Annotated in this window: 14 protein-coding genes; 5 read left to right on the forward strand and 9 right to left on the reverse strand. The window is 58.8% G+C overall.

Translation table 11 applies throughout. The features are described from left to right. Nucleotides 1-19: 19 nt before the first annotated feature. From V6Z53_RS17050 to V6Z53_RS17070, 5 genes are all read right to left on the reverse strand, one after another. Nucleotides 20-598, reverse strand: a complete 579-nt coding sequence (locus V6Z53_RS17050) for an adhesin (protein ID WP_338580770.1) — start codon at nt 596-598, stop codon at nt 20-22. A gap of 1 nt (nt 599) precedes the next feature. Continuing rightward, entirely contained in the window at nt 600-1052 is a 453-nt protein-coding gene (locus V6Z53_RS17055; RefSeq protein WP_338580771.1) for a hypothetical protein, read from the reverse strand. 350 nt (nt 1053-1402) lie between these two features. Continuing rightward, entirely contained in the window at nt 1403-1933 is a 531-nt protein-coding gene (locus V6Z53_RS17060) for an AAA family ATPase (protein ID WP_338586508.1), read from the reverse strand. After that, the gene (gene pnuC / locus V6Z53_RS17065) at nt 1930-2493 is read right to left on the reverse strand and encodes a nicotinamide riboside transporter PnuC (RefSeq protein WP_338580772.1); all 564 of its coding nucleotides are present in this window, start codon (nt 2491-2493) and stop codon (nt 1930-1932) included. The genes V6Z53_RS17060 and pnuC overlap by 4 nt, the downstream gene beginning before the upstream one ends. Nucleotides 2494-2646: 153 nt before the next feature. After that, on the reverse strand, nt 2647-4281 hold the full coding sequence (locus V6Z53_RS17070) for a methyl-accepting chemotaxis protein (protein ID WP_338580773.1): 1635 nt from the start codon (nt 4279-4281) through the stop codon (nt 2647-2649). Nucleotides 4282-4558: 277 nt separating this feature from the next. Between V6Z53_RS17070 and V6Z53_RS17075 the strand changes: the two genes are divergently transcribed. Further along, nucleotides 4559-5389 carry an undecaprenyl-diphosphate phosphatase gene (locus tag V6Z53_RS17075; protein ID WP_338580774.1) on the forward strand — a complete coding sequence of 277 codons (831 nt, stop codon included), beginning with the start codon at nt 4559-4561 and terminating at the stop codon, nt 5387-5389. Beyond that, nucleotides 5386-5814, forward strand: coding sequence for a DUF1294 domain-containing protein (locus V6Z53_RS17080; RefSeq protein WP_338580775.1), 429 nt, complete (start codon nt 5386-5388; stop codon nt 5812-5814). Before V6Z53_RS17075 ends, V6Z53_RS17080 begins: the two co-directional genes overlap by 4 nt. 19 nt (nt 5815-5833) lie before the next feature. Here the strand turns inward: V6Z53_RS17080 and V6Z53_RS17085 are convergent, their stop codons facing one another. Next, nucleotides 5834-6193 carry an MmcQ/YjbR family DNA-binding protein gene (locus V6Z53_RS17085; protein ID WP_338580776.1) on the reverse strand — a complete coding sequence of 120 codons (360 nt, stop codon included), beginning with the start codon at nt 6191-6193 and terminating at the stop codon, nt 5834-5836. Beyond that, entirely contained in the window at nt 6190-7098 is a 909-nt protein-coding gene (locus V6Z53_RS17090; RefSeq protein WP_338580777.1) for a LysR substrate-binding domain-containing protein, read from the reverse strand. The genes V6Z53_RS17085 and V6Z53_RS17090 overlap by 4 nt, the downstream gene beginning before the upstream one ends. 130 nt (nt 7099-7228) lie before the next feature. On the opposite strand from V6Z53_RS17090, the gene V6Z53_RS17095 reads away from it, so the two are divergent. Further along, nucleotides 7229-7840, forward strand: coding sequence for an FMN-dependent NADH-azoreductase (locus V6Z53_RS17095; RefSeq protein WP_338580778.1), 612 nt, complete (start codon nt 7229-7231; stop codon nt 7838-7840). A 167-nt stretch (nt 7841-8007) separates the two neighbouring features. Further along, nucleotides 8008-9045, forward strand: a complete 1038-nt coding sequence (locus tag V6Z53_RS17100) for a dienelactone hydrolase (protein WP_338580779.1) — start codon at nt 8008-8010, stop codon at nt 9043-9045. Nucleotides 9046-9159: 114 nt separating this feature from the next. Here the strand turns inward: V6Z53_RS17100 and V6Z53_RS17105 are convergent, their stop codons facing one another. Further along, nucleotides 9160-10347 (reverse strand): MFS transporter, encoded by a 1188-nt coding sequence (locus V6Z53_RS17105; RefSeq protein WP_338580780.1) that lies wholly within the window; start codon nt 10345-10347, stop codon nt 9160-9162. Nucleotides 10348-10562: 215 nt separating this feature from the next. Continuing rightward, nucleotides 10563-12149, reverse strand: coding sequence for an ABC-F family ATPase (locus V6Z53_RS17110; RefSeq protein ID WP_338580781.1), 1587 nt, complete (start codon nt 12147-12149; stop codon nt 10563-10565). Between the two features lie 392 nt (nt 12150-12541). Between V6Z53_RS17110 and lpxO the strand changes: the two genes are divergently transcribed. Further along, complete coding sequence (gene lpxO, locus V6Z53_RS17115; protein ID WP_338580782.1) at nt 12542-13441, forward strand: lipid A hydroxylase LpxO; 900 nt, start codon at nt 12542-12544, stop codon at nt 13439-13441. The last annotated feature ends 78 nt before the right edge of the window (nt 13442-13519 follow it).

Here is a 13519-nt window from a genome sequence, read left to right on the forward strand (position 1 = left end):
CAATCGCACTGCGTTTGGGTCAGTCAGCGACCCGGATGCTCAGGGTGTTAGCCATTCGGTTCCCCACCCCGGCACTCTGGTTCACCTGAATCACCCCTCGGCTGCCGGTGAAGGCCTGGTCGCTTGTCACGACCTGGCGACTGCCGGTTGGGGTGCCAGTTGCTCCTGAGCTTGGTAGCAACGCCACGTTCTGTTGAGAAAGGGCGCTATCGTCAACGGCTTGCGGCGCAGCACTGATGCTGATGCGCATGGCGTTGGCCATCTGGTTGTTGGCCCCGGCGCTCTGGTTGACGCCCAGTACACCGTTGCCATTACTGAAAGAAGTGCCGCCGATGGTGGCCGTCGCGTTCATCGACGGATTGGCGGGCGTATTGAGTTTTTGGTTAACAATGGTGGTCGCCCCGGCTTCGGTGCCGATGGCAATTGCACGAACGTTGGCCTGTTGCTGTTGATCACCGGCGGCCTGGTTGATGTTGAAGTTGCCTCTGTACTGGGTGCCGGAGTCTTGAAGGGTGGCGTTGTTGACTGAGCTGATTCCCGAGTCGGCCATGGCGCTGGCACAGCCGAGCAGGGCAAGAAAAAGGACGGAACGATTCATGTCATTGACCTCCAGCCAGTCTGCCCAGAGGGGCGAGGCCGGAACTCATTGCGCGGTTGATGGTGCCTGAAATCGCGTTGCCACTACCGCCCTGATGACCTGAGCCCATGCCGGGCATACCGTTCGGGTTGGTGACCGTATTCAAGCCTTGAAAGCCAGGACTGTTTTTATTGATGTTGTTGACAGCGATGGATTTGCCGCTGGCGATGTTTGCGAAGTCGCCATCGCTCAGCTCGGTGCTATTGAGTACCGAGGTCACTCGTGCTGAAGGATTGGCATTGACGGTGGTAGGGTTTGGGTCCTTGCCGCCATTGCGACCGAAATGCACGGCCTGGACATCGCGAGTCAAAACGATTGTGCCGTCGCCTTCGGCCTGGGCATTGAACGTGAGTACCGACGTTGCGGCACTTCCTATAAGCAGTAGGCAGGTCATGCCTTTTTTGAAAGTCCCCACGGTGCAATTCCTTCTTCTTGTGGGCTGGCCCTAGTCAGCGTTGTGAAGGAGAGAGCGAAAGCTGTGCCGCTTTTCGAATACTGTTGAAATTCAAGCGTTTGCAGATTCTGTCCGGGAGCAAGAATTTTCAGCTGTTTCAGCGCTGAGACACCACACAGGGCCTACAGCCAGCCAAAGCGCTTGCGATGCTCTAGAACAATGGTTTGCGAGGACGTGTTTCAATGGGTTAACAACCAAGGCCGAATCATGGCACGGGTGCTGAAACAGGCGGTTTGAGACAGAGAGGGTGTTTCAGGAACGGACACTTTCCCCCCAAAACAGGGGAAAGCGCTGGGTAAATCTCCCCAGAATCAGGGAAAGGGCGCAAGCAACCTCGACACGGCTTCGAAGGCCTGAACCCGACGATCAGCCCAGTCGCCACGCAGAATCTGAACAACTCTTCGATGCTGCTCCAGCCAGGCCTGGGTGTCGTTGAAAAATGCCTGGCGTTCGGTCAGTGCCGGTTGGCAGCGCTGGCCATCATCCGTCCAGTCGACGTTTTCCGGCGAAAGCAATAGATGCAGGTCGTATTGCCGGGCCAGCAATGCTTGCTCGATCCACGGCGGGCAATCGCCAAACAACGTCCGGCTCCAGAGCATGTTGCTCAACAAGTGAGTATCAAGGATCAGCAGTTCTGGTTGCCGGGCGCGGGCCTCGTCCTCCCAGCGCAACTGGCCCCGGGCAATCTCGGTGATATCGGCCAGGCAGGTGTCTCGCTGCTCCTGTTCGATGAACCAGCGCACGTACTCGCCCACCAGCAACCCACCGAAATGCGCTTGCAACTCGGCCGACAACCAACTCTTGCCGCTGGATTCAGGGCCTGTGAGCACCAGGACCTTCATGTGCGCAACGCCGGGGCGGTACGCCATTCACGCCAGCCTTGCACGGCGAGCAACAGGAACAAGCCGTACAAAGCGGCGGTCAGGTACATTCCTTTGTAGACGAATAGACCCACAAAGATCACATCCACCACGATCCACAATGGCCAGCATTGAACGCGTTTCTGTGCCATCCACAGCTGCGCCACCAGGCTGAAGCCGGTAAGGGCTGCATCGAGCCAGGGTTGCGCGGCGTCGGTCCAGTGCGCCATGGCCGCGCCCAGCATCAGGCTGCCAGCGGCACCGACGAGCAGACCGAACATCACCGATTGGCCGTCGAGCCGGGTCACTTCGCGCCCTTGTCGCGCATCGCCTGCACGGGTCCATTGCCACCAGCCATAGATCTGCAGGGCCGCGTAGATCACTTGCAGCAACATGTCCGAATACAGCTTCACTTCGAAAAAGATCCAGCTGTAAATCAGCACCATGACCAGACCGATCGGCCAGCACCAGGGGTTCTGCTTGACCGTCAACCAGACGGCAATGACACCGAGGGTGGCGGCAAACAGTTCAAGCCCGGACATGGAGGTTCCTTGGGGAAATCGAATTTGGGGGGCGGATTGTAACCGCAGGCAGCGGTATTTGGTTTGAAGATCAAAAGATCGCAGCCTTCGGCAGCTCCTACAGAACAAGGCGTTGACCTGTAGGAGCTGCCGCAGGCTGCGATCTTTTTGGCGTTACACCCGGAACTGCTTGAGCAATCCGTTCAATTGCTCACTCAAGCCCTTGAGTCGCACACTCGCCACGCTGGATTGTTCCGCTGCCAATGCGGTGCTGTGGGAGAGCCCGGCGGCTTGCGTGACGTTCTGGTTGATGTCCTCGACCACATGCGCCTGCTGCAAAGTCGCGCTGGCGATCGAGGCGTTCAGCCCGTTGAGGTTGCGCAGCGCCTGGCCGATGGCGTTCAGGCTGGCACCGGCCAGACCGGCCTGTTCAATGGTCAGTTGCGAGGCGCGGCTGCTGTCGCCAATGACTTTGACCGCCGCTTCGGAATGGGCTTGCAAGCGTTCGATCATCGACTGGATTTCTGCCGTGGACTTCTGGGTGCGCTGGGCCAGCAGACGAACCTCATCCGCTACGACCGCGAAACCGCGACCTTGCTCACCGGCCCGGGCAGCCTCGATTGCAGCGTTGAGGGCCAGCAGGTTGGTTTGTTCGGCGATGGAGCGGATAACCTCCAGAACACTGCCGATCTGGGTGCTTTCGGCGGCCAGCGTACGGATCACTTCCACGGCCTGATCGATCGTCGAAGACAGCGTGTCGATCTGTTGCAGGCTGCCGTCGATGTTGATCTGGCCTTGCTGCGCCTGCGCTTCGGCATCGCGCATTTCACTGGCGGCATGCTCGGCGTTTTTCGCCACGTCCTGCACGCCGTAGGTCACTTCATTAATGGCCGTGGCCACCAACTCCATCTGCTGCGATTGTTGCTGGCTGCGTTGCTGGGCTTGGGTGGCGTCGTTGCCCAGTTCGCTGGATGACTGGCCGAGGGCGCTCGCCGACACCTGCAACTCACCGATCACCAGCCGTAGCTTGGTGGTGAAGGCATTGAAATGCCGCGCCAGTTGCGTGACCTCGTCCTGGCCGTGGGTGTCGAGGCTGCGGGTCAGGTCGCTTTCGCCGCTGGCGATATTGGCCATTGCGTTCACGGTTTCCTGCAACGGGCGGACGATGCTGCGGGCAATCAGCATCACCAGCGCCACCATGATCAGTGCGATGGCCAGGCCGATCAGCGAAGCTTCCCAGACCTGTCCGTAGAACTCGGCCTGCATGTCATCGATGTACACGCCCGAGCCAATCACCCAACCCCACGGTTCGAACAATTTGACGTAAGAGGTTTTCTCGACCGGTGCGCTGGCACCGGGCTTCGGCCAACGATAATTGACGATCCCGGCGCCTTTGCTCTTGGCGACGGCAACCATTTCGTTGAATACCGCAAAACCGTCCGGGTCGCGGATCGCCGACAGGTTCTGGCCGTCAAGTTTCGGGTTAGCCGGGTGCATGACCATCACGGGCGTCAGATCGTTGATCCAGAAGTAATCGTTCTGGTCGTAACGCAGGCCGCGAATAGCGGTCAGCGCCTGTTTCTGCGCGGCTTCGCGGGTGAGGGTGCCGGCGGTTTCCAGACCTTGGTAATAACTGAGAACGCCGCTGGCGGTCTGCACCACATGCTGGGTCTTCTGCGCCTTGGCGTCGTACAAATCGTCGTGGATCTGCTTGAGCATCATCACGCCCAAGGCCAACAGCATCATGACGGCCACGATCAGGATGAGCCACAAACGGCGGCTGATCGACATATTGCGCAAGCTGTTCATAACGCGGTGCTCCGATTTCTTGTTCTGGGGTTTCTTGTTTTTGTAATGATTGATCGCCAGCATCCTGCCAGGTCCGATAACGCGGCAGCGCTTTTCAGACTTGTCTGATAGGATTTCGGCCCCGCGCGGTAAAACCTGAATACAAATTGATTTTTCACGGGTTTTTCACAGGCGACTGGGATCTTGCGCTCGTGGAATTTCAACTACGCTGAGCGCGATTAACGCTTTGTAAAATACTAACGGGGCATGCGTCGACGCATAGCCTTTTGGGGGATTGATGGATCTTTGGACTGCCTTTCAGGCTTTGATTCTTGGGGTTGTAGAGGGGCTGACGGAGTTTTTGCCCATTTCGAGTACCGGGCACCAGATCATTGTTGCTGACCTGCTCAACTTCGGCGGCGAGCGCGCCATGGCGTTCAACATCATCATTCAGCTCGGGGCGATCCTGGCGGTGGTGTGGGAATTTCGCCGGAAGATTTTCGACGTTGTCATCGGTTTGCCGACGCAGCCAAGCGCTCGACGCTTTACCGCCAACCTGCTGATCGCCTTCCTGCCGGCCGTGGTATTGGGGGTGATTTTCGCCGACCTGATTCACCACTACCTGTTCAATCCGATCACGGTGGCCACTGCGTTGGTGATCGGCGGGATCGTCATGCTGTGGGCTGAAAAGCGCCAACATGAAGTGCATGCCGAAACCGTCGACGACATCACCTGGAAAGATGCCCTGAAAGTCGGTTTCGCCCAGTGCCTGGCAATGATTCCGGGCACCTCGCGCTCCGGCTCGACGATCATCGGCGGCTTGTTGTTCGGCTTGTCGCGCAAAACCGCTACCGAGTTCTCGTTCTTCCTGGCCATGCCGACCATGGTCGGCGCGGCGGTGTATTCGGGCTACAAGTACCGCGACCTGTTCGTGCCGTCTGACTTCCCGGTGTTCGCGATCGGCTTCGTCACTGCATTCATCTTCGCGATGATCGCTGTTCGGGGCTTGCTCAAGTTCATCGCCAGCCACAGCTATGCGGCGTTCGCCTGGTATCGCATCGCATTCGGCCTGCTGATTCTGGCCACCTGGCAGTTTGGCTGGGTCGACTGGACTGCGGCCAAGCCATGAGTGACTCCAGCGCGCGCAACAATCCCGGGCGTAACTCCGGAGGCGAGATCCGCAATCCCCGGCTGAAACTGCTGGTGTTTGCGATCCTGTGCGCGCTGCCGTTGTTCGGTTCGATGTCGTTGTGGCTGCGAGGGGTGTCGCTGATACCGCTGGCAGCCTACGGCATCGTCAGCGTGCTGGCGTTTTTGCTGTACTGGAGCGACAAACGCAAGGCCCGCGCCGATCAATGGCGAACCCCGGAAAACGTGCTGCATGCCCTGGAGTTCGCCGGCGGCTGGCCGGGTGCGTTGCTCGCGCAACAGGTGTTTCGACACAAGACGCGCAAAGTCTCGTTTCAAGTGGTGTTCTGGCTCATTGTGCTGCTGCACCAGGTGTTCTGGATCGACCAGTTGTTCCTCGGCGCGCAGCTGTTCGCGTTGTTCTAAGTTCTAATAAAAGAAGGAATCAGAGCAGCAGCCCGACCTGAGTACGCTTGGGCAGTTTGCTGACCACCAGTTGATGGGAACGCTGCAACAGACCTTGCAGTTCTTCGGCGCCCAAAGGGTAGGGCGTTGCCATGATGATCCACTGGGCACGCGCCAGATAAGGCGCCGGATGAATGCCCGGTCGGTCGCAATGACCGAGAAACAGATCCTTGTCGACCTTGAACGCCAGGGAATCGCCACGCAAATTTTGCAAGGCGAACATCTTGTTCCCGGCAATCGAAAATACCCGCACGCCACCCCATTTGTAATCTTCCCGTGCGCCCGGCAAGGCCAGGCAAAAGGCCGCGACATCCGCTTCGCTCATGCGTCCTGACTTCATATCAAACGATCCCCGCAGGCATTGAATGTTTCGATCAAATGGTCGAGCCAGGCCCGCACGGCCGGCATCACGCCGCGACGGTGAGGATAGACCGCTTGCAACCAGCCACCCGGCAGCGACCAGTCCGGCAGCAGTTGCACCAGCGAACCGTTCGCCAGTTCCTGCTCGCAGTACATCATCGGCAGCGTGGTAAAACCCTGGCCGGCGAGCGCGCAGGTCTTGCGCACAATGAAATCGTCGATGCCCAGTCGCGCTTCAAGGGCCAGTTCGAAGCTTTTGCCTTGGCCGTCCACCAGGCGAATATGCACCATGCGGTCGGGTTCGAGGGCGCCGAGAACCGGCAGGTTCTTCAGGTCCTCGGGACGGTTGATGTCACGCCCTTGCAGGAATGCAGGACTGGCCACCACGAGCATCTGTGCCTGACGCAACCGGCGCGTGACCAGCAGCGGGTCTTCGTCGCCCGGTTCACGTACGCGCAGAGCCACGTCGACACCTTCGGTCACCAGATCGACGCGACGGTTGACCAGCATCACCTCCAACTGCACTTGCGGGTATTTTTCCAGAAAGTTGCTGATCACCTCCGGCAGCATTTCGTGCGCCAATCCAACGGGAGAGGACACCCGCAAGCGTCCTCGTGGCTCGCTGGACATGCTGGCCACGGCCTCGTCGGCCATTTCGGCTTCCAGCAACATCGCCTGACAGTGGCGCAGGTAGCGTTCGCCCACGGCGGTCAGCTTGAGTTGCCGGGTGGTACGCTGCAACAAACGCGCGCCAAGACGCTCTTCCAGCTCTGCAATACGCCGTGACAGCCGCGACTTGGGAATCCCCAGCAAACGCCCGGCGGCCGCGAAGCCACCGGCCTCGACGACTTTGGCGAAGTAATAGAGGTCATTAAGATCTTGCATTGGCGTTACTCAATCGTTCTATCAGTGAGACAAACTATCGCATTGTTGCACTCTAATCAGTTATTGGTTTCGTCTGTAGGATTGTCTCCATCAGATCGCCCTGGCGGCGATCCTCACCTGGAGATCCCACATGAAACTGCTGCATATCGATTCGAGCATTCTTGGTGACAACTCGGCTTCCCGTCTGCTGAGTGGCGAAGTCGTCAAAGCCTGGCAAGCCGCCGAGCCAACCGCCGTCGTGACCTACCGCGACCTGGCCGCCGATGCAATCAGCCACTTCTCCGCCACTACTCTGGTTGCTGCCGGCACCACCGCTGAGCTGCGCAACGCCGCACAACAGCACGAAGCCGAACTGAGCGCCCAGACCCTGGCCGAATTCCTCGCCGCCGACGCCGTCGTGATTGCAGCGCCGATGTACAACTTCACCATCCCGACTCAACTGAAAGCCTGGATCGACCGCATTGCCGTTGCCGGTCAGACTTTCCGTTACACCGAAGCCGGCCCTGAAGGCCTGTGCGGCGGCAAGAAAGTGGTGATCGTTTCGACTTCCGGCGGGCTGCACGCTGGCCAGGCGACCGGTGTTGCCCACGAAGACTACTTGAAAGTGCTGTTCGGCTTCATTGGCATCACCGACATCGAGTTCGTTCGTGCACACGGTCTGGCGTACGGTGACGAAGTGCGCACCAAAGCGATGAGCGACGCTCACACGCAAATCAGCGAGCAACTGTTCGCCGCCGCGTAAGGCTTGCGTAAAAGCAGCAACCGTTCAGGTAATGCCCCAAAAAACTCTGTATTCTGATCACGCAAGTGCCAGATACGGAGTTTTTTGTTTCTGGTCGTTACAGAGGTTGGCCCAGGATATGCAACCAAGGGTTAACGTCTATGGTCTGGTAACAGGTGGGGCATCCGATGATGCGTCTTTGTGCAACTCTTCTGATATGCCTGCTTGGCAGCCTGAATTCAGTGCACGCCGCCCCCGCGCCGCATCCTCACTGGAGCGTCGGTTACCACGAGATGAGTTTTCTCGACCCGCTCGATCTGCAACCGATGCGTGCCATCGCGTTCTATCCCTCCAGCGACAAAGAGCACTCCAGCAAGCTTGAGGGCTACATGGTCGAGGCCGGTGAAGACACCAAGGTCGCCATGGGCCGTTTCCCCATGCTGATGCTGTCCCACGGCAACACCGGAACGCCATTGGCCCTGCATGACCTGGCCACGTCGCTGGCTCGCAAAGGTTTCGTGGTGGTGGCGGTGATCCATCCGGGCGACAACTCCAAGGACCACAGCCGTCTCGGCACCTTGAGCAATCTTTACGGACGGCCAATCCAGATTTCCGAAGCCATTACCGCAACGTTGGGCGACCGCATGCTCGCGCCGTTCGTCAATGCTGACCAGGTCGGTGTGATCGGTTATTCGGCGGGCGGGGAGACGGCGTTGATACTGTCTGGTGCGACGCCGGATCTGGATCGCCTGCGTCGTTACTGCCAGGAACGTCCGGACGACCGCGATGCCTGTAACACCCAAGGCGAACTGATCGTCGATCGTGATGATTTGCAACCGGTGGCCGACGCGCGTGTTCACGCGCTGTTACTGATGGCGCCGCTCAGCCTGAAATTCGGTCGTCACACCCTTGCCGACGTGCATGTGCCGGTGCTGCTGTACAGCGGCGATGGCGACAAACTGGTGCCGTTCGACAAGAACGCCGCCGCACTGGCGCGCAAACTGCCTGTCGCGCCGGACTTCAAGCTGCTGGCGGGAGCAGGGCACTTCGTGTTCATGGCGCCGTGCAACGACGAGCAGATCGTCATCATGCCGGCGCTGTGCACCGATGCCGATGGCGTCGACCGGGAAGACATTCACCGCAATCTGGTTACTGAAGCGGGGCGCTTCTTCTCACGGACCTTGGGTAAAGCGACGCGGGCGGGAATGCAGACGGCGGATCAATAACCCGCTTCTGTAGGAGCGAGCCTGCTCGCGATGAGGCCATCAGGTCCAACATTGATGTCGACTGATACTCCGCCATCGCCAGCAGGCTGGCTCCTACAGGGTTGATGCAAGTCGCTAGGCCATCGAGCGATGCTTGAGCAGTAACGTCAGCCCCAGCGCGGCCACTGACAACAGTGCCGCGCAAAAGAAAATCCACGAATACCCCAGGTTCAGCGCAATGGCCCCCATCAACGGGCCGGCGATCGCCAGTGCCAGATCAAAAAACACTGCATAAGCACTCAGCCCCGCGCCACGGCTCGAGTTGGGCACCTGTTTGATCGCCTCGACGCCAAGCGCCGGATACACCAGCGACAGGCCAAACCCGGTCAGGCCGGCACCGATCAAGGCGTAACCGGTCGACGGCGCGAGCCAGAGCAGCACCAGGCCAACGGTTTCGATGGTCATGCAGGCGATGGCTGAAGTGAATCCGCCAAAACGGCTGATGCTGGAAATGAACAACAACCGCGCCAGAATGAAGCACACGCCGAACACCGTCAGGCAGTACGCCGCGCCGGTCCACCCGCGGTTGATGTAGTACAACGTGATGAACGTCGTCAGGGTGCCATAACCGATGGAGGCCAGGCTCAGGCTCGCCCCGAATGGCGCGATGCGCCCGAACACGGCCCAGAACGGCAGGCGCTCGCCGCGCACCACCGGCACCGACGGTTTGTTACGAATCAGCAGCAACGACGCCAGGGCCAGCACCGACAGGGCGATTCCCAAACTGGCGAAGCCCAGCTCAGCGACCATTACCACGCCCAGCGGCGCACCAATGGCGATTGCACCGTAGGACGCAATCCCGTTCCATGAAATCGAACGCGCCGTGTGTTCTGCGCCGACCTGACCCATGCACCAACTGATGGTGCCGACCCCGATCAAGCCTTGGGCAATTCCGAGTAACAATCTGCCGGCGATCAGGATCAACAGGCTTAATAAAGGAAGGCTTTGTAGCAAGGTCGACAGCAAGGTCAGTCCGCCACTCAAGACGATCCCGGTCAAGCCATAAACAATCGCGCGCTTGGTGCCGATGCTGTCGGACATGCGCCCGGCCATCGGTCGACTGAGCAGGGTGGCCAGGTATTGTGAGCCGATGGTCAACCCGGCGATAACAGCGCTGAACCCAAGCTGTTCATGCACATACCCCGGCAACACCGCAATCGGCAGGCCGATGCAGAGGAAGGCAATAAAGGTATAGAAAACGATAGAGACGATCTGCAGGGTGATCGCCATGGAGCTTTGCGGTGGCTGTTGCTGCGCAGACATGAGGGCTCGTTCGCGGGCGGCGGTGGGAGAGCTGCATGATGGCGTGACGTTGCGATAAAAGAAAGCAGGCTAACGATTAAAAAGATCGCAGCCTTCGGCAGTTCCTACATCAATTATGAGTACACCCTGTAGGAGCTGCCGAAGGCTGCGATCTTTTGATCTTTGAAACAAAAAGCCCCGTCACAAGGACAGGGCTTTTCATTTCAAACCGACGCTTAGAACACGACGCCTTGGCTACGCAGGTAGTCGTCATAGGTGCCGCTGAAGTCGGTCACGCCATTCGGGCTCAGCTCAATGATGCGAGTGGCCAGGGACGATACGAATTCACGGTCGTGGCTGACGAAGATCAGCGTGCCCGGGTAGTTTTCCAGCGCCAGGTTCAGCGCCTCGATGGATTCCATGTCCAAGTGGTTGGTCGGTTCGTCCATCACCAGTACGTTAGGCTTTTGCAGGATCAGCTTGCCGAACAGCATGCGGCCTTGCTCACCACCGGAGATGACCTTGACCGACTTGAGGATCTCGTCGTTGGAGAACAACATCCGGCCCAAGGTGCCACGAATGACCTGCTCGCCCTGAGTCCACTGGCCCATCCAGTCGAACAGGCTGACGTCGTCTTCGAAGTCATGGGCGTGGTCCTGTGCGTAGTAGCCCAGCTCCGCGCTTTCGGTCCACTTGACGGAACCGGCGTCCGGGGTCAGTTCCCCCATCAGGGTACGCAGCAGGGTGGTCTTTCCGATACCGTTCGGGCCGATGATCGCGACGCGCTCGCCGGCTTCGACGGTGAAGCTGAAGTTCTTGAACAGGGTCTTGCCGTCGAAGCCCTTGGACATCTGCTCGATGGTCACGGCCTGGCGGTGCAGCTTCTTGGTCTGTTCGAAACGGATGAACGGGCTCACGCGGCTCGATGGCTTGACCTCGGCCAGCTGGATCTTGTCGATCTGCTTGGCGCGGGAAGTGGCCTGCTTGGCTTTCGAGGCGTTGGCCGAGAAGCGGCTGACGAACGTTTGCAGTTCGGAGATCTGGGCTTTCTTCTTGGCGTTGTCCGACAGCAGTTGCTCGCGGGACTGGGTCGCCGCGGTCATGTACTCGTCGTAGTTGCCCGGGAACAGACGCAGCTCGCCGTAGTCCAGGTCAGCCATGTGGGTGCACACGCTGTTGAGGAAGTGACGGTCGTGGGAAATGATGATCATGGTGCTGTTACGCGCCTTGAGGATCGTTTCCAGCCAGCGAATGGTGTTGATGTCCAGGTGGTTGGTCGGTTCGTCGAGCAACAGCACTTCCGGATCGGAGAACAGGGCCTGGGCCAGCAGCACTCGCAGTTTCCAGCCTGGGGAAACTTCGGACATCGGGCCGAAATGCTGTTCCAGGGGAATGCCCAGGCCCAGCAGCAGTTCGCCGGCGCGGGATTCGGCGGTGTAGCCGTCCATTTCGGCGAACTCGGTTTCCAGTTCGGCCACGGCCATGCCGTCTTCTTCGCTCATTTCCGGCAGCGAATAAATGCGGTCGCGCTCGGCTTTGACCTTCCACAGCTCTTCGTGACCCATGATCACGGTGTCGATCACGGTGAATTCTTCGTAGGCGAACTGGTCCTGGCGCAATTTACCCAGACGCACGTTCGGCTCCAGCATGACCTGGCCGCCGGACGGCTCGAGGTCATCACCGAGAATCTTCATGAAGGTCGACTTGCCGCAACCGTTGGCGCCGATCAGGCCATAACGGTTGCCACCGTTGAATTTGACCGAGACGTTTTCGAAGAGCGGCTTGGCGCCGAACTGCATCGTGATGTTAGCTGTAGAGATCAAAGGTTTTTCCTGCGAAGCATTCAGAGTAGCCAGGGTGCGGCAGTACCGCGCTTGACCCGAATCAAAGTGCGCTGAAAGCGGGTTTTTCCCGTCATCAACGAAGAGGCACGTAAAGTTTGGCGGCGATTGTACTGGTCTGGCTCTTTAAACGATAGGGCAATCAGGCCACAGAGATGCTTTGGCAGCATCGGCCCATAGATTTTCACTGCAACAGGTTAACTATTGGTTACAAACTGTGACTAAAATGCCATCTTTCACCGGATGTCGACATCCGGCATGGCTCACGGACGGGCACCGGGGCCGCTGTTTCGTTTTCAGACGCTGCACAAGACCCGCAGGCCGCTGGCTGGCAGGGGGCGCAGTTTGTTCACTTCTGACGTGTGACGATTTCCGTGAAACTCATCATTGCCGCTATCTACGTTGTATCCGTCGCGTATGTTCACCTGCGTGGTCGGGTGCGCCACAAGCTGGGCCGCCAACTGAGCGATCACTCGACGTTTCTGGCGCCGATCAATTGCTTCCTTTATCTGTTCTCGAAGATCCCCAACAAGCCTTACCTCAATCCAGCGGATTTCCCCGACCTTGCGCCGTTGCAGGCCCATTGGGAAGAAATCCGCGCTGAAGGCCAGAACCTGCTGCGAGCAGGCGAGATCAAGCGCTCGAACCAGTACGACGACGTCGGCTTCAACTCGTTCTTCAAAACCGGCTGGAAGCGCTTCTACCTCAAATGGTACGGCGACAGCCATCCCTCGGCGATGAAGCTTTGCCCGCGCACCACCGAACTGGTGCAGAGCATCGGCTCGATCAAGGCTGCCATGTTCGCCGAGTTGCCGCCGGGTTCCAAACTGGTGCGTCACCGTGACCCGTATGCAGGCTCGTACCGTTATCACCTGGGCCTGGAAACGCCCAACGACGCCGGTTGCTACATCAATGTCGATGGCGAGAATTACCATTGGCGCGATGGAGAAGCGGTAATGTTCGACGAGACGTTCATTCATTACGCGGAAAACACCACGCAACAGAACCGCATCATTCTGTTCTGCGATGTCGAGCGTCCGATGAAGTATCGCTGGGCGGCAGCGTTCAACGGCTGGTTCAGCCGCAATGTGATGTCGGCTGCCGGCGCGCCGAACGAGGCGGGTGACAAGACCGGTGGAATCAACCGTCTGTTTGGCAAGATCTACAAGATTCGTCTGCGTGGCAAAGAGCTGAAGAAGCGTAATCGCAAGCTCTATTACCTCGAAAAGTGGGCGATTTTTGGTGGTTTGTTGGCGGTCTTCATTCTGATCTGAAAGCAGTTGAACGGCTGAAATCGTCATCGCGGGCAAGCCCGCTCCCACTCTTGATCGCCATCCCCCCGAATGAATACA

Origin of the sequence: Pseudomonas sp. MAG733B (assembly GCF_036884845.1) — a bacterium.
Lineage (GTDB): Bacteria > Pseudomonadota > Gammaproteobacteria > Pseudomonadales > Pseudomonadaceae > Aquipseudomonas.